This is a genomic window from Dysgonomonadaceae bacterium zrk40, from assembly GCA_016916535.1.
In the GTDB taxonomy this organism is placed as follows: Bacteria; Bacteroidota; Bacteroidia; order Bacteroidales; family Dysgonomonadaceae; genus Proteiniphilum.
The window spans coordinates 1,438,099-1,460,597 of sequence record CP070276.1; the positions used below are offsets into that span (position 1 = coordinate 1,438,099).

Here is a 22,499-nt window from a genome sequence, read left to right on the forward strand (position 1 = left end):
AAAAGTGATTATGAAACCCATTCGATGGATCATTCTGCTGTCATTTCTGGGATTGTTCTGCATGACCTCCTGCGAAAAAGAGGTTAAAGAATGGACCGAATTGCCCCCAGAAACACAGAAAGGAGCAAATACCATTGGCTGCCTGGTAAACGGAGAGTTGTGGGCGACAAGTAAGCTACCAGGTATATATAAATTCCCTCCAATGAAGGCGGAGTATAGAGACTACGGTAACTATATACATTTAGATTTCTATGCGGGAGGGAAAGAGGGTAGAATGGGATTTTTTATAAAAAATCCAAAGCTCGGTTCCAATAGTGGAAGGGTATCTTGTGGATTTGATCTTTACCCAGAATGTACCGTACTGGTATATGATTTTGCAGGTATTTACATCACTAAGATGGATTTAGAGAATAAAATTTTAAGCGGTCGTTTTGCGTTCGAAGTACCCTGTACAGAGGATGCAAACAATGTATTGCATATTACCGAAGGCCGTTTTGATTTGTATATGAGTGTACTCAGGTAATACAATCTTAAAAAATGTCATGAAAAAAATATTACTTTTTTTATTATTGCTTCATCTATGTTTGGCAATTCATGCGCAAAGAGGCTGTCTCAATATACAAATGAGATGGCTTTTTTTCATCCCAGACACTAAGATTCGCCTTATATGGCTTTTTACTGCGTATCAATTCAGTCGTAACTGACTCTAATATGGTTCGAATCTATTAGAACCATATTAGTACGAGATTAGAACTTGTAACGAAGAAGGTAGGTTGTCTCTTCCTGAAATAGGGCTACTCAAACTGTAACCTATAAACAGAAAAAGGCCATCTCATACGATGAGACAGCCTCTTTGCAAGATTTCCAGTCATTGGAGATATCCTATCCCCCGTAACCTCTTATATCCTCCGAGTGCTACAATAACCCCTTCTCTTATCCCAACAACCGCTTCAATACGTTGAGGTTATTATCTGAGTCGGGCTTCTTCCCTTCTGCCGTATGCAGTTCTGCAATCCGGTCGGCATAGTTCTCATACACCTTGTGCTTCACGATCTTCATGGTGGAGTTGACCATCCCGTTTTTCTCGCTAAACGGCTCCTCGATCACCGCGAAGGCGGAGGGAATCCAGCGGTAGGGGAAAAGGCCATCGTGCTTTCCACCCTTCATATAGGCCGCGATCTCACCGGCGATGATGCGTGCCGCCTCTGTCGGATCGGAGGTGCGCCGTTTCAGCGCCTCCCGGTTGAGGGTCAGCAGCGCCGTGGTGTAGGGGCTCTGGTTGTTGTGCAGCACGCACTGGTCGATGTACTCCGACTGGGCCATGATCGACTCCTCTATCCCCTCGGGTGAGAACTTCTCGCCATCGTTGCTGATCAACAGCGACTTGGTGCGTCCCAGCACATAGAGGTAGTCGTCGCTGTCGAGGTAACCCATGTCACCGGTGCGGAGCCAGCCGTCGACGATGGTTTCTGCCGTCGCCTCAGGATTCTTCCAGTAGCCCTTCATCACGTTGCCTCCCCTGATCAGGATCTCACCCTTCTCACCCACCGGCAGCGGGTTCATCGCCTCGTCGCCGATGCGAATCTTCATGCGCGGCATGGTTTTGCCCGAGGAGCCCAGCTTATGGGCCTGCGCAGAGTTGGCGGAGATGATGGGCGATGCCTCCGAGAGGCCGTAGCCCTGGTACATGGGTATGCCGATGGCATAGAAGAAACGTTGTAGCTCGATGTCGAGCAGGGCACCACCTCCGATGAAGTACTCCAGGTTGCTGGCGAAACTCTGTCGGATCTTCGAGAAGATCATCCTGTCGTAGAAGGCGACCAGCGGTTTCAGCAGTGCCCGCTTGCCACGACCGCGGTTGTACCCATCGCCGTTGTAGGCATAGGCCACCTTCAGTCCCTGGCGGAATAGACGCCAGGCGGTTTTGCCCTGCTTCTCGATCCCCGCCTCGATGTTCTTCCGGAAGTTGGAGGCCAGCGCCGGCACGCTCATCAGCAGGTGGGGGTTGATCGCCTTCATGCTCTTGGGCACGTTGCGCAGTATCTCCATGGCACTCTTGCCGGCTGCCACCGAGGCGATGGCGGCACCGCATTTCATGAAGGCATAGATGCCGGCTGTATGTCCGAAGGAGTGATCCCACGGCAGGATCAGTAACGTACGGAAATAAGAAGGGATGCCGTTGAGGTGGTCCACCGCCTGCTCCACATTGCAGACATAATTGTCGTGCGACAGCATGATCCCCTTGGGGTTGGCCGTGGTGCCGGAGGTGTAGGAGATGTTGGCGAGGCTGTCGGGCTCTACCGCGGCCATCCTTTCCTCCACCTGTTTCCTGTCGGCGGTGAGCAGGGCATCGCCCAATTCCAGTACCTTGTCGAAATAGATCTCATCGTCCGCAACCTCATCGACCGGATCGAGCAGGATGTAGCGTTTCACCGTGGTGAACAGCTCCTTCATGGGCCGCAGCTTCGCGATCTGCTGGTCGGAAGCCAGCACCATCACCGAGTCGGAGTGGTTGACACGGAAAGTGATGTCCTGCACCGTCTCCAGCTTCACCGAGAGCGGCACGCAGACAGCCCCGGCGTGGAGCACACCCAGTTCACCCAGCACCCAGTTGTTCTTCCCCTCCGAGATGAGCGACACCCGCTCACCTGCACCGAGGCCCAATGCCATCAGGCCCGCCGCGAAGCGGATCGATTGTTCCTGTACTTCCCTGAAGGTAAGTGATGTGTAATCTGTCCCGTTGCGCGCTTCATAAAGGAAAGAGCGCTCTCCATATTTCTCCACTGTCTCCTGCAGCAGTGCGATGATTGTTTTTCCCATACTATTGCCTATTTTTATATTTTTATTCCAGATGAATGTTGTATGCTCCCTTTGTGAGAATCTGCCGATGGGTGAGGCCCGAGAGAATCTCCGTGAATCCACCCTGTCGCCTCCCGACCGATACCTCCACCGGTTGAAACAGATAGCGGCCCTCCTCCTGTTTCTCCAGTGCCAGCACCACGTAACCGGCCTCGGTCTGAAGGAGCGCCTCGTCGGGCAGTGCGGCAACCGTCTCACTCGCAGCAATCACTTCGGCTTGCACAAACTCGTTGGCCACCGGATTCACCGGTGTGGGTTCGGTAAGCGAGGCATAACAGGAAACAGCTTTTGTCTCTGCATCAACGGCAACCCCGATGGCGTGAATCACCGCCCCGTACACCTCATCAGAATGAGCGGTTCGATAACGAACGACCTGACCGCGCTGCAGTGAGGCAACAGTGGAAGCAAATAGTGAGAGCTTCAACTGCAGCCTACCCGGATCAACTATTTCGAGCAGCTCGCTCTGTGGCTCCATGTAGCTGCCAAGGTGAACCCCCATCGAAGAAATGTTTCCGGTGACGGGGGAGACGATCTGGTAGGATTCATACAATGTGCCACCTTCAATCTTATCGGCCTGGAGCCCCATCGCCTCCATCTTCATTTTCAATCCACGATATTGCACCTGTGACCGCTTAAACTCACTGTCAGCCAGCATGAACTCCTTTTCGGAGGTGACCTGCTCCTCATAAAGCGACTGAAGTCGCTGATGTTCGATCTGCAACCGTCTGTATTGAGCAGCAGCCTCGGCAAACTGTGTCTGGATATCGATCACTTCATTCCCCCCGATCTCCAGCAACGGTTGACCTTTTTTCACCGACTGACCGCTCCTGCAGGAGATACGTTGAATGATTCCTCCCACCGGAGCACTTATTACTGCCATCCCTTCAGGCAAAGGTACCACTTCTCCATTGCATTTGACAATCTTTTCGAACAGGATTGTATCAGCCTGCCCGAGTTGCATCCGGTCACTGGCAAACTGCTGGTCGGTGATTACCACCCTCCCCGGGTCCTCTCTGTCCGGCTCCTTCTGCGTGACACAGGCAGTGAGCAGAATAAGCCCTATGCAAAAAAGAGATAAAAAAGATGTCGTTGTTTTCATTGTTCAGACAGATAATTCAACATTAGTGTTACACGGTTGTAATCCTGCAGGTTGTCCAGGTATTCCAGTTTGATCTGCAGCGCAGTCTCCATGCTTGCAGTAAACCGGAAGAAATCGATCTCGCCGGCATCAAAACTGAGGCGGGCAGTGCGTGTTATTTCATCGTAGAGGCGACTTCCCTCCTCGTTGTAGTAGTCAAGCCGATCACGGAATTTCAGATGGGCATTCATCAATTCCTTTTGTTTATCCCTCATCCGCCTGATCTCATATTCCGTGAAATTGCGTGTTGCATCGGCTGTGATCCGGGAAGCTTTGATCTTGGACCTCTGTGGGCCGAAAAAGAGAGGGATGGAGATGCCGGCTTCAAATCCGTGGTAATAACGGGAGTGGTCGTGAAAATTGGTTCCCAGGAAATAGTTTAGTGAGATATCGGGCAACAGCTTCTTCTGCTCCACACCCACATTGGCCCTGCTGAGCGCTTCCCTGTTGAGTAACCAGCGATAGAAAGGGGTTGATTCCACCTCCCTGTGGGTGAGAGGCAGCTCCTGTATCTCCGGGGAGACCACGAACAGGGTGTCGGTCCCCATCAGCCGCCTGAGTTGCTGCAGGGCATCATCAAGCTGGTAATCCAGCCCCCGCAGCTGTTGATCGAGTTGCTGTTGTCTGGCGCTGATGTTAAGCAAATCCAGGTTGCTGATCATACCGGAACGGTTTTTGAGGGTTGCACCCCGGAAAATCTCCCTGTAGAGACTGTCGATGCCGGCATAGATCCTCTTCTTCTCCTGCAGCACCTGCAAACCGAGGTATCCCATGGAAACCTCCCTGATCAGCTCCTCCTGCCGGATAGAGAGCTCATCAACTGAGAGATTCCGTTCCACCCGTTTCACCTCCCGTTCGGCCCTGTAGAGGGAAGGAAAAAGGAAGTTCTGCGACACCCCCACCACATGAAGGGGATAGTTGTTCAGGGCGATGTTGTTCTGGTCGGTACCGTAGGTCAGGGTTGTCTTGTCGAAAGCCTCTACCGATCCGGTCAGCACCTCCAGCGCTTCAGACTGCAGCGCATAGGCTTTCACTGATTTGTTGTGACGGAGGGCAATGGCAATCGCCTCATCGAGGGTAATCTCATTCTCCCCTCCACTCTCCTGCGCGGTGATGCCTGCAAGAGGGAGCAACAGCAACAGCAGCAGGGTAATTGTTTTTTTGCGGATCAGGCGGAACGGGAAGAACTTCACCCCACTGACATTGGAGAAGATCTCGAACATCAGCGGCAAGGCGATCAGCGTCAGCATGGTGGAGGTGAAAAGCCCTCCGATGACAACGGTCGCAAGCGGCCGTTGTACCTCAGCCCCGGCACCCGTGGAGAGGGCCATCGGCAAGAAGCCCATCGCAGCCGCCCCGGCAGTTAACATGACCGGGCGCAACCGGTCTTTGGTGCCACGGATTACCAGCTCGCGCAACGACATACCCCCCTCCTCTCTCAGCTCTTTCAGATGTTCAATCAGCACGATCCCGTTCAACACGGCAATTCCGAACAGGGCGATGAAGCCGATTCCTGCCGACACGCTGAAAGGCATCCCGCGCAACCAGAGCAGAAACACCCCACCCACCGTTGCAAGGGGTATGGCGGTGAAGATCATCACGGCATCTTTCAGCGATTTAAAGGCAAAGTGCAGGAAGATAAAGATCAGCAGCAGGGCCACCGGGACAGCCACCATCAATCGTCTTGTTGCATTCTGGAGATTCTCAAACTGGCCTCCGTAAGTGATGTAGACGCCCGGCCGCAGGGTTACCTGCTCTTCAATCACCGTCTGTATATCATTCACCACCGACTGTAGGTCTCTGTTTCGCACGTTGACGCTGACCACCACCCTTCGGTGCGTGTTCTCTCTCGAGATTCTGGCAGGCCCCTCCGCATACTGAATATCGGCCAACTCTGACAGAGGGATTTGCTGACCATTCGGGAGGGGCACATTCAACCGAACGATGTCATCGATATCCCTGCGGTGGAGCGTGTCGAAACGGACCACAAGGTCGAACCGCCTCTCCCCCTCGAAGACCACGCCCGCCGCTTCGCCGCCAAAGGCAGCAGCGAGGTAGCTGTTCAGCGTGCGGATATCCACCCCGTAATAGGCGATTTTAGCACGGTCATAGTCTATTTTTATCTGAGGCAGACCGGCGGTCTTCTCCAGGATCACATCACCTGCACCGGGGATCTCTTCGATCAGTGTCTTGATCTCATTTGCCTTGCGGTCTATATAGTCCAGGTCGTCACCAAATATCTTTACCGCGATATCGGAACGGACACCGGTAATCAGTTCGTTGAAGCGCATTTCGATGGGCTGCGTGAACTCATACTCGATGCCCGGGATGACGCTGAGCGCTTCTTTGAACCTGTCGGCCAGCTCCTCCTTGCTGCTGGCACTGGTCCAGCTCTTACGTGGTTTCAGCTTGATGATCATATCGATCTCCTCCATCGACATCGGGTCGGTGGGCACCTCGGCGGCACCAATGCGGCTAACAATTTTATCCACCTCGGGGAACTCACGGGTCAGGATCTGCTCCATCCGGGTGGTCAGTTCAATGGTTTTGGAGAGAGAGGTACCTGTCTTCAACACAGGCTGTATCACAAAGTCACCCTCGTCGAGCGTGGGCACAAACTCGCCCCCTATGCGGGTGAAGAGGAAGAGGGTGAGCAGCAGTGAGAGCAGTGCCGCCCCAAGCACCGTTCTCTTGTGGTTGGTGGCCCAGCTTATCACCGGCGTGTAGGCGCGGTGGGCTAGTTCCATAAACCTGTCGGAGAGATTACGCCTGCCGGGGCGTACCGGTCGCAAAAAGAGAGAGGAAGCCACCGGGAGCCAGGTGAGTCCCATGATCATTGCCCCGATGATGGCAAAACAGAAGGAGAGTGCCATCGGCTTGAACATCTTACCCTCCACACCACTCAGGGAGAGCACCGGGATGAAGACAATGAGGATGATGACCTGACCGAAGATTGCCGACTTCATCATCTTCGCGGCACCGGCGTAAGCGATAGAATCCATGACACCCCTGCGCTCATCACCGCTACTGCCTTCCAGTTCAACACGGCGTACCGAGATCTGCAGCACGATGTATTCTGCAATGATGACCGCCCCGTCGATGATGATCCCGAAGTCGAGGGCGCCCAGGCTCATCAGGTTGGCATCGATACCGAAGATATACATCATGGAGATGGTAAAGAGTAAAGCCAGCGGGATGATGGAAGTGATGACCAGCGCTGAGCGGATGTTGCCCAGCAGGAGCAGTACGGTAAGCATGACGATAAAGGCACCCAGCAGCAGGTTCTCCACCACGGTCAGGGAGGTCTTCGCCACCAGTTCGCTTCTGTCGACAATGGGGTTGATCGTGATCCCCTCAGGCAGGTTGTGGCCTATCTCCTCCACACGCTTCCTCACTTCGTTGATCACCTTTTTCGAGTCCGCATCCTTGAGCATCATCACCTGCCCCAGAATGGTCTCTCCCTCCCCGTTGGCCGTGATGGCACCATACCGGTTGGCATGCCCGAAGCGCACCGAAGCTATCTGCCCAATCAGGATGGGGACACTGCCCTCGTTCTTCACCACGATTTGCTCAATATCCTCTATCGAGCGCACCTGCCCATCACCCCTGATGAAGTAACTCTGGTTGGTTTTCTCAATATAGGATCCGCCCGATATGCTGTTGTTCGCCTCCAGGGCGTTGAAGAGCTCCATCAGCGTGACACCTGTGGCTATCAGTCTTGTGGGATCGACCGACACCTCGTATTGTTTCAGGTAACCGCCCCAGCTGTTGATTTCCACCACCCCGGGGATGCCGGAGAGTCGTCGTCTCACCACCCAGTCCTGAATGGTGCGCAGATCGGTAGCACTGTAATGATCCTCAAACCCCTCTTCCACATCGAGCGTGTACTGATAGATCTCACCCAGTCCTGTAGTGATTGGCCCCATTTCGGGTGTACCAAATCCCTCGGGGATATTGGCAGCGGCACTCTTTATCTTCTCGGCAATCAGCTGCCGCGGCAGGTAGGCCCCCATGGACTCATCGAAGACGATGGTCACCAGCGAGATGCCGAACTTGGAAACGGATCGTATCTCCTGCACGCCCGGCAGGTTGGCCATCTCCATCTCCACCGGTGTAGTGATATACTGCTCGATCTCCTGCGTGGAGAGATTGCCGGAGGTGGTGATCACCTGCACCTGGTTGTTGGTGATGTCGGGCACCGCTCCCACGGGGATGTTGAGCACTGCATAGATCCCGAAAGCAGCCACAGTGAGGGTAAAGAGAATAACGATCAATTTACTCCGGATGCTGAATTCAATAATTTTTTCAAGCATGGCCGTCTTGTTTTGTGAAAGTGAGGTTCAGGGTATTTTGATATCTCTACAAAATTAAAAAAAAAATCAATCCCGCCACATTGGTGTTACCATCCAATGCCGTAGTCTTCCCCATAGTTGCTGCTGCCGCCCCAGAAGGTGCCCTGATCGCGGTCGAACCAGATGGCATTGAGGGGTCCGCTGGTGCGGTCGGAGAAATGAAGGGTGTAGCCCATGCCGGTCAGTTTCTGTCGCACGCTGTCGGGCGTGCTGGCATTCAACAGCAGCTCTCCGGGCCGCGGTGCACGCTCCCCTGTTTTTGTTCCGCCCAGCGAGAGCCAAAGCTGGTTGGTGTTGATGTTGGCCGCCTCGCTCGCTTGCTGCACGTTCATACCGAACTCCACCATATTCAGGAAGAGCTGCAGTTGGTTTTGTTCCTGTGTGTCGCCTCCCTGCACCGCGAAAGAGAGGAACGGCTCCCCCTCCTTCAGTGCCAGCGAGGGGGTGAGCGTCACCCTGGGTCTCTTTCCCGGCTCCACCACGTTGAAGGGGTTGAGCGCTTCATCCAGCACGAAGCTCTGCAGCCGCTGACTCATTCCCACGCCGGTGTTGCCGGCGATGCAGGCGGGGATCCATCCGCCAGAGGGGGTGACTGAGACCACCCATCCCTCGGCGTCGGCTGCCTGAATGGTGGTGGTTCCGCGCCAGAGACGGTCCATATAAAGGGAGTCGACAGCTTCTTCAGGTGAAAATTTGAATCCGCTTGCAACACCCATCCCGGCAGCATCACCTGCAAGATCATCCCTCCTCAAATCTCTTTCAACAGAGGTAATCGCATCGTGTAGCGGCACGAAATCGCGTTTACCATCAGGATCGATGTCGAAACCGCGTTCTTTCAACTGTTTCAGGTAGGGGTTTTTCTTTCCCTCAAAAGGATAGGGATCGCCGGGGCCCACCGAAGGGTTGTTCCTGTCCGGCAGTATCTCCGATGCCCGCTGACGGGCATATCCCTTATCCAGTAGCCCCTTGATGGGGATGTCAGGATGAAAGGCGGGGTCACCGTAGTAAAAGTCGCGGTCGGCAAAAGCCATGTTCATCGCCTGGTAAAGGGTATGGATGTATTGCGGTGAGTTGTATCCCAACGCTTTCAGGTCGAAATGTTCCAGGATGTTGAGGCTCTGCAGCAGTGCCGGTCCCTGCGACCAGGGCTGCAGCTTGTAGAGGTCTATTCCCTTGTAATTCACATGCAGCGGCTCTTCCTCCTGAGGTTGCCACCCTGCCAGGTCGCCCATCGTGATCAGGCCTCCCTGTTCCTGTACACCACGGACAAACTCAACGGCGATATCACCCTTGTAAAATCGGTCGTAGGCTGCCCAAATCGCCTGCTCGCGACTCTTGCCGGCCTGCAACGCCATTTGTTCCGCCTCCACCAGCTTCTGCAGTGTCGCCAGCAACTCCTCCTGCACGAAGAGTTCCCCCGCCACCGGGGTCTCCTGCTCCTCACCGGGACGGGTGACGAAGAGATCGCGGCTGTAGGGCCATTGCTTCAGCATCTCCTTGTTGCGTGCCAGGCTGCTGGCCAGGGGAATGTCGACCGGGAAGCCCGCAGCCAGCTCCAGCGAGGGTGCCAGCACCTGCTCCAGGCTCATGGTGCCGTAACGTGCCAGCATCAGGCATAACCCACCGACCGTGCCGGGGGTAACCGCCGCCAGGGGACCATATTCGGGTGGAAAATCATATCCGAGGCTTTTGAAATATTCCGCCGTGGCTCCCGTTGGAGCAACTCCCAGTGCATTGATGGCGATCACCTTTTTCGTGTGGGGGTTGTAGATCAGCGCCTGTGTTTCACCACCCCAGCTCAGCACGTCCCACAGGGTACAGGTGGCCCCCAGCATGGCACAGGCGGCATCCACCGCATTGCCTCCCTGTTGGAAGATCATGGCTCCCGCCTGAGCACCCTGCGGTTTACCGGTGATGGCCATCCAGTGCTTCCCATGCAGCACCGGCTTTTGTGTGCGTTGAGAGAAAAGAGGTACAGAGAGCAGTGAAAACATCAACAGTACTGTTATGTTCTTCATATTCGATTTGTTACATTGTTGAAGAAGTGTTTTTCTCACGCTTTCCAAAGATTTGCATCAGGTATTGTTGTCTCGCACCATCATATATTGATATGATGATGCAATGACAAATATAGTCCAAACATATGCTTTTATCAAAATATTTATGATTGAAAACAAAGAATATCTTGATTATCCCTTCATTGAGACTGTCTCAAAACAGAGGCAGTCTCTTTTTTTTGTGCAATGTGTCACATCCTGAAAATGCGATTCGCCTGTTTTTGAAGGCTCTTCTTATATTCTAAGTTAATAGTATCCTTATATCCACTCCCATAATTATCGTAGTGGATATAAGGGTGCAATAAGGGTGCAATAAGGCTAGAGGCACTGAGAACCCTGTCTCGTCCTTCTCAATTCCTAAAAAAGAATCACACTAAAAGCAATGTAAAAACAAAAAAATGGTCGTCTCATGTGGTGTTATGAGACGATCTCAATGAAAGGTTACAAACCGATGTCTTGCCAGTCCATTAATAGGTTTACACTAAAAGTAAAAAGATCACGACAATACGCTGTTCATAACCATAAGGAGAGAAGATTTCATTCCGGAAGGCATCGAAATAGCGATCGCCTAGATAAATATCCTCTTACAACATGATCCTATTTGAACAACATGGGTGCAAACTCTGAGAGATAGATGCGCCAGTTCTTCCAGATATGACCTTCACCGCTCTCACGATAGGTGTAGTTGAAACCGATCTCATCCATCTTCTTCATGCTGTCGATCACACTTTGATAGAGGAAGTCGGTGTCTCCGCAGGCAATCCAGTAAAGCTTGAAGCCGTTCATCTGCTGATCCTTCAGTTTTTCAACGAACTCTTCAGTAGCTTTAGCAGCATCAACGTTGTCACGTGCCATCAGCGCAGCAATGGGAGGTGCAGAGAAAACACCCACGTAATCGAAAGTATTGGGATACCGGGCAGAGATGGCAGCAGAATGCATGCCTCCCATCGATAAGCCGGCGACAGCACGATTGGTTTTCCCTTTCTTCACCCGGTAGTTGCTCTCAACGAACTTCATGATGTCACCAAAGCTCTCCTCCATGCCGGCTACAGCCTTGCGGGGACCACCTCCCATAGCGGGAATATAATCGCGGCTGGATTCTCCCGGTGCCGCTGCATTCTGCGTATGGCCATTGGGCATCACAACGATCATTGGGTTGGCTTTCCCCTGTGCGATCAGGTTGTCAAGGATCTGGGCGGTGCGTCCCAGCGCGATCCACGCCTCTTCGTCGCCACCCGATCCGTGCAACAGATAAAAAACAGGATAGGACTGCTTTCCGCTCTCATAGCCGGGTGGAGTGTAGATGGTGATGCGTCGTTGCTCCTTCAGCGTGGGGCTGTGGTACCATCGACGTGCAACCGTTCCGTGAGGTACATCGTTCACGCTGTAGAGATCACCTGGATGGCCGGGGATGATGAACAGATTTGTGATCGAGGCGACATCGCGAACCATGGCTACATTGGAGGGGTCATTCATGCGTTGGCCATCCACTACAAATGAATAGTTGTAAAGTTCAGACGCCAGTGGTTCAGGAGTGGTGTACTCCCACACGCCGCCTTCGCCCTCTTTGAGCTGGGCAGTTCCCGGGGCATCGAATTTACCGTAAGGGGTTTCCAACTGTTGGGGTGCCAGGAAATCACCGGTCACCTCCACCTTCACCGCCTTGGGTGCTCTTAGGCGGAACGTTACGGTGTGATCATCATGTATCTCGGGGGACACAATTTGTGAGCCACCCCATAGTGCTTGCTGTGCGAAAGTAATCGCAGTAACAAACAAGGCCAATGCCAGAATCGTCAATCGTTTCATTTGAACAGACTTTTATTATTGTTATTATTTACTTCCTGAAATTGCGGGAGAGGTATCGCAGACAGTTGTACAAGGCAGAATGCCAGTACTCCCAGGTATGTCCACCGTCACGTACCCGGAACTCATGCCTGATCTGTTTTTGGCGCATGGCCTGAGTGAGCTCTATGTTGCGGTCGAGCAGAAAATCATCGTCCCCACAATCTACAAACCAGTTCACCGAACGCAGTGTTTTGATGCGTTCTTCATCAGCCTCAGTCACAAAGCGTACGGCACTGTTCTCCTGAACCGATTTCGTGAGGATTGCCATCTTGTCATCGGGGCGCTGTGAAGGAGCTGCATCACGCTGAGGGATATCCATCAGGGCACTCATCGCATATACCGCGTTGAACAGTTCAGGATGCTTCTGCCCATATACCGTGGCACCACCGCCACCCATCGACAACCCGGCTACCGCGCGGTTTTCTTTGTTTCCGATGACCCTGTAAGTAGATTCAATATAGGGCAGGAATTCAGTGAAAAAGAAAGTTTCGTATGCCCAACTCGGCATGTCGAAGTAGCCGTTCCATGCCCCCTCGTAGATGTTACCACCTGCGTTTGGGGTCACGATGATCATCTCAACCGCCTCTCCGGAGGCGATGAGTTGGTCTGCCACATCTTTGACGTGTCCACGCTCATACCACCCCTTGTTGGTATCGTTCATCCCGTGAAGAAGGTAAAGAATGGGATATTTTTTGTCCGGATCCTGACCGTAGGTGAGGGGGAGGTAAATGGTATACTCACGTTCGGCGTTCAGCACCTTGCTCTGAATGGTTTTCGTTTCAACCTTACTCTGCGGCATCCTTGGGGGTTGTGCAAAGCAAAAGATCGTCAAGAAAATCAACCATAAAGTAAAAAATGTACGCTTCATATTTTCATGTTTTTTTTAGAGCTTATTGGTATAAATTGATCCTGGCATGGATGTTTTTCAGAATATTAAAGAATTTGATTCCGCAAGTTAGTGATTTTACCTTATAACGTGAGTTCGGGATAAGAAAAGCATAAAAAAAGTTGTGATATAGGGAGATTATTTGTATATTTATAGCTGATAATCAAACAAATAACAAACATCAGCCCTATGATCACAACAGACAAAGTTATTGAAATATTTTGTATTGCCGACGATTTTTGTGCAGAATATGAGAATGAAATTCAGAATCATCAACTTCAAGCCGGGGGTACAACTAAAAGGAGAAACAGGAAAACGCAAATGTCCCAGAGCGAGATTATTGCCGTGATGGTCTGTTTCCACTGCGGAACCTTCCATAATTTCAAGAATTATTACCTGTTTTATATTTGCAAACACATGAAGAGCTATTTTCCAAATGCCGTTTCCTACAACCGTTTTGTCGAGTTGCAACCCAGGGTGATTGTACCTTTCATGCTCTTGCTCAAACTCTTTGGATTTGGTGAATGCACAGGCATTACATATGTGGATAGCACTCCCATTAAAGTATGTCATAACAAGCGTATACACTCGAATAAAGTATTCAGGGATCTGGCACAAAGAGGGAAAAGTACGATGGGCTGGTTTTTTGGATTCAAGCTTCATCTGGTCTGTAACGAAAAGGGTGAATTGCTGAATTTCTCTCTCACAAAAGGCAATGTCGACGATAGAAACCCTGACGTAATCAATGTTCTTACCAAAGATCTTTTCGGTAAACTATATGCAGACAAGGGTTACATCAGCACAAAGCTCTTCGAGATGCTGTTTGACCAGGGTGTTCATTTAGTGACCGGTATACGCTCAAATATGAAAAATTCCCTGATGTCATTCCGCGACAAGATTCTCTTACGCAAAAGATCTGTAATTGAGTCCATCAATGATGAACTGAAGAATATCTGCCAGATAGAACATTCAAGGCATCGTTCCACACATAATTTCATCATGAACATAATTGCTGCATTGGTGGCATATTGTTTCTTTCCCAAAAAGCCTTCAATCAAATTTGAAGTGGAAAAGTCAAGTCAATTAACCATTTGGGGATAATATGTTATCCCGAACTCACGTTTATACAAAGAACCTGATTGTTCCATTTTATAGTAATAAAAGTGTAGAAGCTTCAATCACAAAGGAAAAACTGAAGATGATAAACGAAAAAAACTCCCTTCAGTTTTTCCTGAAAGGAGTTTCACTGTGCGGCCGAAGGGACTCGAACCCCCACGCCTCTCGGCACCAGATCCTAAGTCTGGCGCGGCTACCAATTACGCCACGGCCGCGAATGGAACTGCAAAGATACAATTATTTATGATATGGCTGATTCAGTTGTTCAATTTTTTCACCAGCGAATCGATCACCTCCGGGAAATGGGCATATTCCAGCGCATGCACCTTACGGGCCACCTCTTCGGGTGTGTCACCCGGCAACAGTTCACAGCGCGCCTGGAAGATGATATCCCCCTCATCATAGTGCTCATTCACATAATGGATGGTGATTCCCGACTCGCTGTCACCGGCCTCTACCACCGCACGGTGTACCCGGTCGCCATACATTCCCTTGCCACCATAGAGGGGCAGCAACGCCGGGTGGATGTTGACGATGCGCCGGGGATAGGCATCCAGCAAGGGCTGCGACACCTTCAGCAGAAACCCAGCCAGTACGATGAAATCAACATGATGTTGCCTGAGCAGATCGAGCACCTCATTTCCATTGTCAAATGCCTTTTTGCTGCATGTTACAGAGGGGATTCCCAACCTACGTGCACGTGCATGCACAGGGGCATCTGCCTTGTTGGAGAGAATCAGTGCGATTTTCACGTCGTCACGCTGGTGAAAGTAGCGGGCAATCTGCTCGGCATTGCTGCCGCTACCCGAAGCAAAAAGGGCCAGTAAAACCATAAAAAGAGGTAAATTATTGCACAAACATGGCTATTTTGTGCATTTTTATTGAATTTAATCGACAATTGTTTGCACAATTAGAGAAAAAATGCGTTACTTTGCAAGCGCAAATGTAAGAATAATATTTTATTTATTAATTAATATCGAAAGTTATGTCTGAAGTAGCACAAAGAGTGAAATCGATCATTGTTGACAAACTGGGTGTAGAAGAATCTGAAGTAACAGAAACCGCCAGCTTCACCAATGACCTGGGCGCTGATTCTCTTGACACGGTAGAGCTGATTATGGAATTCGAGAAGGAATTCAACATCTCTATCCCGGATGATCAGGCTGAAAAGATCTCTTCAGTGGGAGATGCTGTTGCCTACGTAGAACAACACGCAAAATAATCCGTCCCTACATGGAGTTAAAGAGAGTTGTAGTAACAGGCCTGGGAGCGATTACACCGCTGGGGAAAGACGTTCAGACCACTTGGGAGAACGCCCTGGCAGGTAAGAGCGGTGCCGGGCCTATTACTCATTTCGATGCATCCCTTTTCAAGACGCAGTTCGCCTGCGAAGTGAAGGATTTCAACCCGGCTGATCACTTTGACCGCAAAGAGATCAGAAAGTACGACCGTTATTCACAGCTGGCCATCAAGGCTGCCAAGGATGCAATGGGCGATTCCGGACTGGACCTGGAGAAGGAGAACCTGGACCGCATCGGAGTGATTTTTTCTGCCGGGATCGGCGGCATCAAGACGTTTGAAGATGAGGTGGGTGAATATTTCACCAACAAGGAGAGAGGGCCCAAGTTCAATCCCTTTTTCATTCCGAAAATGATAGCGGATATCGCTGCAGGGCATATCTCTATGATTTATGGACTGAGAGGACCCAACTACGCGACCGTTTCGGCTTGTGCCTCTTCCACCAACGCCATCGTAGACGCGTTCAACCTGATACGCCTCGGGAAAGCAAACGCCATCGTCACCGGTGGTGCCGAAGCGACCATCAGCCCCTCAGCTGTGGGTGGTTTCAACGCGATGCATGCCATCTCCACACGCAATGACGATCCCCTCACCGCTTCACGCCCCTTCAGCGCCAGCCGCGACGGGTTTGTTATGGGTGAAGGGGGAACGGCACTCATCCTGGAGGAGTTGGAACACGCCATCGCACGGGGTGCCACCATCTACGCAGAGGTAGCTGGCGGTGGCATGTCGGCCGATGCCTATCACCTCACCGCCTCCCATCCCGACGGGCTGGGTGCGAAACTGGTGATGCGCAACGCGCTGGAGGATGCCGGGATGACTCCCGACCAGATCGACTACATCAATGTACATGGAACAGCCACGCCGGTGGGTGATATATCAGAATCTAAAGCGATTCTCGATGTTTTTGGTGAGCACAGCTATAAGCTGAACATCAGCTCTACGAAGTCGATGACCGGCCACCTTCTCGGTGGAGCGGGAGCCTTGGAGGCGATGCTCTCCATCCTGGCCATCCGCGATCAGGTAGTCCCCCCCACCATCAACTTCACCGAGGGGGATGAGGACCCGGAGATTGATTACCGGTTAAATTTCACATTCAACAAAGCTCAAAAAAGAGAGATAAGAGCTGCGTTATCGAACACTTTTGGCTTTGGAGGACACAACGCAAGTGTAATTCTCAAGCAATACAACCAGTAGTGTGTTAAGAAGATTTGTCAAAAGAGTAAAGGCTCTCCCGCACAAGGGTAAGGAGCCTTATCTTTCGTTTTACAAGGTACTGGGATTCTATCCCGACTGGATTGATCTCTACCGGGAAGCCATGACACACCGCTCCTCATCCGTCCGTTCAAAAAAAGGGAAGTGGGTGAACAACGAGCGGCTCGAGTTCCTGGGCGATGCCATCCTCGATGCCATCGTGGCCGATATCCTTTACAAGCAGTTCGACCACAAGAAAGAGGGATTTCTCACCAGTACCCGTTCACGCATCGTGCAGCGTGAAACCCTCAACAAGATTGCCATCGAGCTGGGTCTCGACAAGCTGATTGTCTCCTCCACCCGCAACCTTGCCCACAACACGAATATCTACGGTGACGCACTGGAAGCACTCATCGGTGCCATCTACCTGGATCAGGGCTATCGCGTGGCAAAGCATTTTGTTTATGAGACGTTGATCAAGCAGCACATCAACATGGATAAAGTGCTCAAGAGCGAGGTGGACTTTAAGTCGCGGCTCATTGAGTGGGGACAGAAGAACAAGGTGGAGGTGTCGTTCGAGGTGACAGAATCATCGTACGATGGGCAGAACAACCCGGTATTCTTTTCCTGTGCCCGGGTAGCAGGGGTTGAGGTCGGCTCCGGAAAAGGTTATTCGAAGAAGGAGTCACACCAGATGGCTGCCAAGATCGCCATCAAAAAACTGCGGGAGAGCAACGAACTGCAGGAAGTGCTGCTGAAGGAAACTGAACCTGAATCTTCCGGTGGCTCAGGCAACCAGGAAGAATAGAGAATCACAGCACAATGATAAAAGAAAAGGCACCTTCCGGTGCCTTTTCTTTTGTTACCATATCCCGAAGGAGATCCCCATCCGTTTGCCCTGTACCACCAGATCGGTGTCGGGCGTTACCAGGCTCAGTTTCCCCGCCACCTCCTCAAGCGGCACATCGGAGATCCGGTTGCCCAGCTTGGCCACCATCCGTCCAAAGCGTCCCTCATGAATGAGCTGTGCGGCATGCCCCCCCAGCAGGGTGCCCAGGTTGCGATCGTAAGGTGATGGTGAACCACCACGCTGGATATAACCCAATACGGTTTCTCTTGTTTCAAATCCAGTCTGTTCCTGTATCTCCCGGGCAAAGTAAAAACCGGGCTTCTCGTTGGAAGGCACCTCAATGCCTTCGGCTACAGCCACGATGGAGTATGCTTTCCCCATCTCCATACGTTTCTTGATCTTGTCGATCACCACCTTCATGTTGAACCCCAGCTCGGGCAGCAGGATGATATCGGCCCCCCCTGCCATCCCGGCGTAGAGGGTGATCCATCCCGCATGGTGACCCATCAGCTCGATCACCATCACACGGCGGTGTGAACTGGCGGTGGAGTGAAGCCGGTCAATTGCATCGGTGGCGATGTTGACCGCGGTATCGAAGCCGAAGGTGACATCGGTTCCGTAAATATCATTGTCGATGGTCTTTGGCACCCCCACCACGTTCAGGCCCAGTTCGGAAAGCATCCAGGTGGTTCGCTGCGTGCCGTTACCGCCGATGCATACCAGGCAGTCGAGTTCCAGCTCATGGTAGGCATTCTTGATCTGTTCACGGTCCTTCTCGTCGGGTGAATTGATCATCTTCCGGAACACTTTCTCGCGGGCAGTACCCAGGATGGTGCCACCAAGGTTAAGGATCCCGGAGAGAGACTGATCGGTGAGTTCAACGATATCCTTGTAGAGCAACCCGGAAAAACCATTCTGGATACCGATCACTTGCATGTCATAATTGTTGATCGCTGTTTTACCGACGCCCCGGATGGTGGCGTTGATGCCGGGGGCATCGCCGCCCGAAGTGAGAATACCTACCTTCATATGTTCTGATTTAAGAGAGATACAAAGAAAAGGAAAAAAGCGAAAGAATGAACACTTCACTTCCTTTATTTCAAAAAAAGATGGAATCGGCGAAGAAAAAGCAAGGACAACGCTCTCAGGAATGGAGACGTTGGTGGATCACCAAGGCAGCACTCATGGAGGCTCCCGGCTCTCCCAACCTCTCCTGTAGCTCCCTGTAGCTCAAAAGTATGTTGTTACGATAGCTCTGCACATGGAGGAGCTGATGAAGCTCCCTGCGGATATTTTCCACGGTGAAGAACTTGGCGAATAGCTCCTTCACCACCTCACGTCCACAAATCAGGTTGACCAACGAGATATAAGGTGTATGCAGCAGATGTTTAAAGCCCCAGTAAGTGAGGTGCGGCAAAGAGGTCTTGTAGCAGACCACCTGCGGTACATTGAGCAGCGCTGTCTCGAGGGTTGCAGTGCCGGAGGTGACCAACGCAACCTCCGACTGTGCCAGGATGCGATAGGTTTGTCCGAAGAGCACCTTCACCTGCGGGAAACCTGTCTCGTAGGCTTTATAGAATGAGGGGTCGATACCTGGAGCACCCGCCACGATGAACTGGTAGCCGTCAGCAAACCCTTTCACCGCTTCCAGCATAGAGGGAAGGTTGATGCGAATCTCCTGCTGACGACTGCCGGCAAGCAGCGCGATCACAGGTTTCTCTTCCAGTCCGTTTTCTTCCGCAAACTGACGGAATGTCTCCTCCTGATGGTCACGCTGTGCAATTGCATCGACTGTGGGGTTGCCCACATAATGCACCGGGTAGTGATGTTTCCTAAAGAAATCGACCTCGAAAGGGAGTATGCTGAGCATCTCATCCACATATTTCTTAAACGCATTCACCCGGTATTCCTTCCAGGCCCACACTTTGGGGGATATATAATAAAAGACCGGGATCTTAAGCTCAAGTTTCACATACTTCGCTATCTTCAGATTAAAACCGGGATAGTCCACCAGGACCACCGCATCGGGACGATAGGAGGCGATATCGCTCTTGCAGAAGGATAGGTTGCGCAGGATGGTGCCTGCATGCAGCACCACAGGGATCAGCCCCATATAGGCCATCTCGCGGTAATGCTTCACCAGCGTTCCCCCGGCTTGTTCCATCAGGTCACCACCGAAGAAACGGAATTCCGCTTCCACGTCAAGTTCCCGAAGCGATCGCATCAGGTTCGATGCATGCAGATCGCCAGATGCTTCTCCTGCTATGATGTAGTATTTCATATTATTCGCTGTAAGCTAAACGTTCCAAGTTTTGAGTTCAGGCAGGAAGTCATAGGCCGTCATGTCAATTTTTACCGGTACCACGGCTGCATACCCCCTGGCCAGAGCCCACTCATCGTTGTCCTCGTTGTCAGCCTGCCAGTTCTCGAAGTTACCGGTCATCCAGTATACATCTCTTCCAGCACCATCCTTCGATCGCTGGTATTCGTTCACCCACTTACCCTCGGTTTGGGTAGTCATCCTAACTCCCTTTATTTCACCCGCCGGTACGTTGACATTGAGGCAGACACCCCGGGGCAGTCGCTTATCCAGCACCTCTGTCGCCAACCGACGGGCTACTGCTGCAGTCACCGAGAAATCGGCATCAGGTGAGAAGTCACAGAGCGAGAAGCCGATGGAGGGCACCTCAAAGATACAACCCTCGATGGCGGCTCCCATGGTGCCTGAGTAGATGACACTGATCCCGGCGTTGGAACCGTGGTTGATACCAGAGACCAACAGGTCAGGCTTGCGCGGTACAAACTCATTCAGTGCCAGTTTCACACAGTCTACCGGCGTTCCGTTACAGTGGTATGCGGTCAGCCCCTCTTCACGGTGGTATACCCTGGCCCTTAGCGGCTGGGAGGTGGAGATGGCGCTCGACATTCCAGACCGATGTGAGTCGGGTGCAAAAACGATGATATCACCCAGCCCCTTCATCGCTTCAATCAGCGATTTAATCCCTTTTGCCTGATAACCATCGTCATTGGTGACCAGGATCAGCGGTTTCTCATTACTCATAAACAAATCTTCCATTCACGCAAAGATAATGAAATAATGCCATTCATTGGTTGTCTCATATGTTACGAAACTATTAAAAATCACCACTCCATGATTCATCCGTCAACTATTTCGTATCTTTGGTTGTTTTTTATTCAGTATATAATCAAATTCAGATATGCGAAATTTAACAATCCTTTTCTACCTGCTGATTGCTTCGGCAGCTCTGTCTGCTTCGGAGGTGAAGCCGGTAAAGAATCTTATCGTGATGATTCCCGATGGAACAACCCTCAGTGTCTACTCTGCTGCTCGCTGGTTCAAGCATTACAACGGCATGGGTGATCGACTCAACGTTGATCCATACATCACCGGCACCGTCACCACCTTCTCTTCGAACGCACCCATCGGTGACTCAGCTCCCACCGGCTCAACCTACGCTACCGGCGTGCTACAGCAGTCGGGCAACGTGGCCATCCACCCCGAGGTGTCGGACAATGATATCTTCCCGGTATCTGCCGACCGTAGTTTACAACCGGCAGCAACCATCCTGGAAGCTTCCAGGATCATGAAACAGAAAGCTGTGGGTCTGGTGGTCACCTGCGAGTTTCCCCACGCCACGCCGGCGGACTTCTCGGCACATCACTATAAAAGGAGCAACTATAAAGCTTTGGCACCACAAATCGCCTACCAGAACCTGGATGTGTTGTTCGGAGGGGGCAACGGCATCCTCACCGACGATATCAAGAAGCACTTCGCCAACAACGGTACCACATTGATCAGCGACGACAGACAGGCACTCCTCAACTACAACGGAACAGAAAAGGTGTGGGCCCTCTTCGGTGAGAAAGCTCTCCCCTACAACATCGACCGCAACCCTGACAGGGTGCCCTCCCTCGCTGAGATGACCGGCAAGGCACTGGAACTGCTCTCGAAAAAGGAGAACGGCTTTTTCCTGATGGTGGAAGGGAGTCAGGTAGACTGGGCAGCGCACGCCAACGATGCCGCCACCATGATTGATGAGTACCTCGCCTTCGATGAAGCGGTGGGCAAGGCGATAGAGTTTGCCAAGGCTGACGGCAACACTGCCGTGGTGATCGTCTCCGATCACGGTAACAGCGGCTTCTCGATTGGCAGCAGACGTTGCGGTGGCTACGACCGCCTCTCGCTGGAGCAGGTCTTCGGCACCGTATCGGGTTACAAACTGAGCAGCAATGCCCTGGAGTCGATTCTCATTGAAACGCCTTCAGATCAGTTCAAAAGTGTCTTCATGGAGTATACCGGCATCGATCTCACAGATGACGAACTGGCGCTCCTCCTGACTTCGAAGAATTACAAGGAGACGGATTACACCAAGGTCGGCACCAGTAACAACCTGGCACACAACATCGGAAATATCCTAAACGAACGCACCTGCTTTGGCTTCACCACCGGTGGCCATACCGGTGAAGAAGTGTTGTTGGCAGCCTACCACCCCGAGGGTGATGTGCCACGCGGCAACATGCGCAACACGGAGTTAAACCGCTACCTGCAAAAGGTGAGCGGACTTGAGTGCACTCTTGAGCAACTTTCGGATCGTATTTTTGTGAAACATACGGAGGTGTTCGAAGGAATGAGTTACTCCATCATCCGTGACAACCCCGACTTCCCGGTACTTATGGTGAAGAAAGGCAGAACAACTCTGGAGATCCCCGCCTTCTCATCGGTGGCAAAAAAGAACGGGAAGCCGTTTGACATAGGCTCTGTGGTGGTGTACATTGACAAGAATGATACATTCTATCTCCCTTCTAACCTGAAAGAGATGTTCTGAGAGATTAATGATCAACAAACAAAAAAAACTCCGCTCTTAACAGGCGGAGTTTTTTG

At 51.7% G+C, this 22,499-nt stretch carries 16 protein-coding genes and 1 tRNA gene; 6 read left to right on the forward strand and 11 right to left on the reverse strand.

Annotated features, from left to right (window positions below):
• Nucleotides 1–10: 10 nt before the first annotated feature.
• Nucleotides 11–523 (forward strand): hypothetical protein, encoded by a 513-nt coding sequence (locus tag JS578_06065; GenBank protein ID QRX64792.1) that lies wholly within the window; start codon nt 11–13, stop codon nt 521–523.
• A 410-nt stretch (nt 524–933) separates the two neighbouring features.
• Here the strand turns inward: JS578_06065 and JS578_06070 are convergent, their stop codons facing one another.
• From JS578_06070 to JS578_06095, 6 genes are all read right to left on the reverse strand, one after another.
• The gene (locus JS578_06070; GenBank protein QRX64793.1) at nt 934–2,820 is read right to left on the reverse strand and encodes an AMP-binding protein; all 1,887 of its coding nucleotides are present in this window, start codon (nt 2,818–2,820) and stop codon (nt 934–936) included.
• 22 nt (nt 2,821–2,842) lie between these two features.
• Complete coding sequence (locus JS578_06075; GenBank protein ID QRX64794.1) at nt 2,843–3,958, reverse strand: efflux RND transporter periplasmic adaptor subunit; 1,116 nt, start codon at nt 3,956–3,958, stop codon at nt 2,843–2,845.
• Nucleotides 3,955–8,310 carry a CusA/CzcA family heavy metal efflux RND transporter gene (locus JS578_06080; GenBank protein ID QRX64795.1) on the reverse strand — a complete coding sequence of 1,452 codons (4,356 nt, stop codon included), beginning with the start codon at nt 8,308–8,310 and terminating at the stop codon, nt 3,955–3,957. Before JS578_06080 ends, JS578_06075 begins: the two co-directional genes overlap by 4 nt.
• Nucleotides 8,311–8,396: 86 nt before the next feature.
• Entirely contained in the window at nt 8,397–10,271 is a 1,875-nt protein-coding gene (locus tag JS578_06085) for a gamma-glutamyltransferase (GenBank protein ID QRX64939.1), read from the reverse strand.
• A 732-nt stretch (nt 10,272–11,003) separates the two neighbouring features.
• Nucleotides 11,004–12,212, reverse strand: coding sequence for an esterase (locus JS578_06090; GenBank protein ID QRX64796.1), 1,209 nt, complete (start codon nt 12,210–12,212; stop codon nt 11,004–11,006).
• Nucleotides 12,213–12,240: 28 nt separating this feature from the next.
• Nucleotides 12,241–13,119 carry an esterase family protein gene (locus JS578_06095; protein QRX64797.1) on the reverse strand — a complete coding sequence of 293 codons (879 nt, stop codon included), beginning with the start codon at nt 13,117–13,119 and terminating at the stop codon, nt 12,241–12,243.
• Nucleotides 13,120–13,326: 207 nt separating this feature from the next.
• Between JS578_06095 and JS578_06100 the strand changes: the two genes are divergently transcribed.
• Nucleotides 13,327–14,238, forward strand: a complete 912-nt coding sequence (locus JS578_06100) for an IS982 family transposase (protein ID QRX64798.1) — start codon at nt 13,327–13,329, stop codon at nt 14,236–14,238.
• 148 nt (nt 14,239–14,386) lie between these two features.
• Here the strand turns inward: JS578_06100 and JS578_06105 are convergent.
• Together JS578_06105 and purN are read right to left on the reverse strand one after the other, a co-directional pair.
• Nucleotides 14,387–14,468: transfer RNA gene (locus JS578_06105), tRNA-Leu, on the reverse strand.
• Nucleotides 14,469–14,510: 42 nt separating this feature from the next.
• Nucleotides 14,511–15,086: a phosphoribosylglycinamide formyltransferase gene (purN, locus tag JS578_06110; protein ID QRX64799.1), complete on the reverse strand. Its 576-nt coding sequence runs from the start codon at nt 15,084–15,086 to the stop codon at nt 14,511–14,513.
• A 152-nt stretch (nt 15,087–15,238) separates the two neighbouring features.
• Here purN and JS578_06115 point away from each other — a divergent pair, with 152 nt between their 5' ends.
• The 3 genes from JS578_06115 to rnc are packed head-to-tail and all read left to right on the forward strand — an operon-like array spanning nt 15,239 to nt 17,554.
• Nucleotides 15,239–15,475 carry an acyl carrier protein gene (locus tag JS578_06115; GenBank protein QRX64800.1) on the forward strand — a complete coding sequence of 79 codons (237 nt, stop codon included), beginning with the start codon at nt 15,239–15,241 and terminating at the stop codon, nt 15,473–15,475.
• Between the two features lie 11 nt (nt 15,476–15,486).
• Entirely contained in the window at nt 15,487–16,749 is a 1,263-nt protein-coding gene (fabF, locus tag JS578_06120) for a beta-ketoacyl-ACP synthase II (protein ID QRX64801.1), read from the forward strand.
• A 1-nt stretch (nt 16,750) separates the two neighbouring features.
• Nucleotides 16,751–17,554: a ribonuclease III gene (gene rnc / locus JS578_06125; GenBank protein QRX64802.1), complete on the forward strand. Its 804-nt coding sequence runs from the start codon at nt 16,751–16,753 to the stop codon at nt 17,552–17,554.
• Between the two features lie 54 nt (nt 17,555–17,608).
• Here rnc and JS578_06130 read toward each other — a convergent pair whose 3' ends face one another.
• The 3 genes from JS578_06130 to surE form a co-directional block, all read right to left on the reverse strand.
• A complete protein-coding gene (locus JS578_06130; protein QRX64803.1) occupies nt 17,609–18,625 on the reverse strand; it encodes a 6-phosphofructokinase in 1,017 nt (338 codons plus the stop codon).
• 115 nt (nt 18,626–18,740) lie between these two features.
• Nucleotides 18,741–19,877 carry a lipid-A-disaccharide synthase gene (lpxB, locus tag JS578_06135; GenBank protein QRX64804.1) on the reverse strand — a complete coding sequence of 379 codons (1,137 nt, stop codon included), beginning with the start codon at nt 19,875–19,877 and terminating at the stop codon, nt 18,741–18,743.
• Nucleotides 19,878–19,892: 15 nt separating this feature from the next.
• The gene (gene surE, locus JS578_06140) at nt 19,893–20,657 is read right to left on the reverse strand and encodes a 5'/3'-nucleotidase SurE (protein ID QRX64805.1); all 765 of its coding nucleotides are present in this window, start codon (nt 20,655–20,657) and stop codon (nt 19,893–19,895) included.
• Between the two features lie 157 nt (nt 20,658–20,814).
• On the opposite strand from surE, the gene JS578_06145 reads away from it, so the two are divergent.
• On the forward strand, nt 20,815–22,443 hold the full coding sequence (locus tag JS578_06145) for an alkaline phosphatase (GenBank protein QRX64806.1): 1,629 nt from the start codon (nt 20,815–20,817) through the stop codon (nt 22,441–22,443).
• Nucleotides 22,444–22,499: the final 56 nt, after the last annotated feature.

What these genes read in the sequence shown, in the direction of transcription:
- JS578_06065 (QRX64792.1), top strand. Translation starts at nt 11, where the DNA reads ATGAAACCCATTCGATGGATCATTCTGCTGTCATTTCTGGGATTGTTC.
- JS578_06070 (QRX64793.1), bottom strand. Translation starts at nt 2,820, where the DNA reads ATGGGAAAAACAATCATCGCACTGCTGCAGGAGACAGTGGAGAAATAT.
- JS578_06075 (QRX64794.1), bottom strand. Translation starts at nt 3,958, where the DNA reads ATGAAAACAACGACATCTTTTTTATCTCTTTTTTGCATAGGGCTTATT.
- JS578_06080 (QRX64795.1), bottom strand. Translation starts at nt 8,310, where the DNA reads ATGCTTGAAAAAATTATTGAATTCAGCATCCGGAGTAAATTGATCGTT.
- JS578_06085 (QRX64939.1), bottom strand. Translation starts at nt 10,271, where the DNA reads ATGGCCATCACCGGTAAACCGCAGGGTGCTCAGGCGGGAGCCATGATC.
- JS578_06090 (QRX64796.1), bottom strand. Translation starts at nt 12,212, where the DNA reads ATGAAACGATTGACGATTCTGGCATTGGCCTTGTTTGTTACTGCGATT.
- JS578_06095 (QRX64797.1), bottom strand. Translation starts at nt 13,119, where the DNA reads ATGAAGCGTACATTTTTTACTTTATGGTTGATTTTCTTGACGATCTTT.
- JS578_06100 (QRX64798.1), top strand. Translation starts at nt 13,327, where the DNA reads ATGATCACAACAGACAAAGTTATTGAAATATTTTGTATTGCCGACGAT.
- purN (QRX64799.1), bottom strand. Translation starts at nt 15,086, where the DNA reads ATGGTTTTACTGGCCCTTTTTGCTTCGGGTAGCGGCAGCAATGCCGAG.
- JS578_06115 (QRX64800.1), top strand. Translation starts at nt 15,239, where the DNA reads ATGTCTGAAGTAGCACAAAGAGTGAAATCGATCATTGTTGACAAACTG.
- fabF (QRX64801.1), top strand. Translation starts at nt 15,487, where the DNA reads ATGGAGTTAAAGAGAGTTGTAGTAACAGGCCTGGGAGCGATTACACCG.
- JS578_06130 (QRX64803.1), bottom strand. Translation starts at nt 18,625, where the DNA reads ATGAAGGTAGGTATTCTCACTTCGGGCGGCGATGCCCCCGGCATCAAC.
- lpxB (QRX64804.1), bottom strand. Translation starts at nt 19,877, where the DNA reads ATGAAATACTACATCATAGCAGGAGAAGCATCTGGCGATCTGCATGCA.
- surE (QRX64805.1), bottom strand. Translation starts at nt 20,657, where the DNA reads ATGAGTAATGAGAAACCGCTGATCCTGGTCACCAATGACGATGGTTAT.
- JS578_06145 (QRX64806.1), top strand. Translation starts at nt 20,815, where the DNA reads ATGCGAAATTTAACAATCCTTTTCTACCTGCTGATTGCTTCGGCAGCT.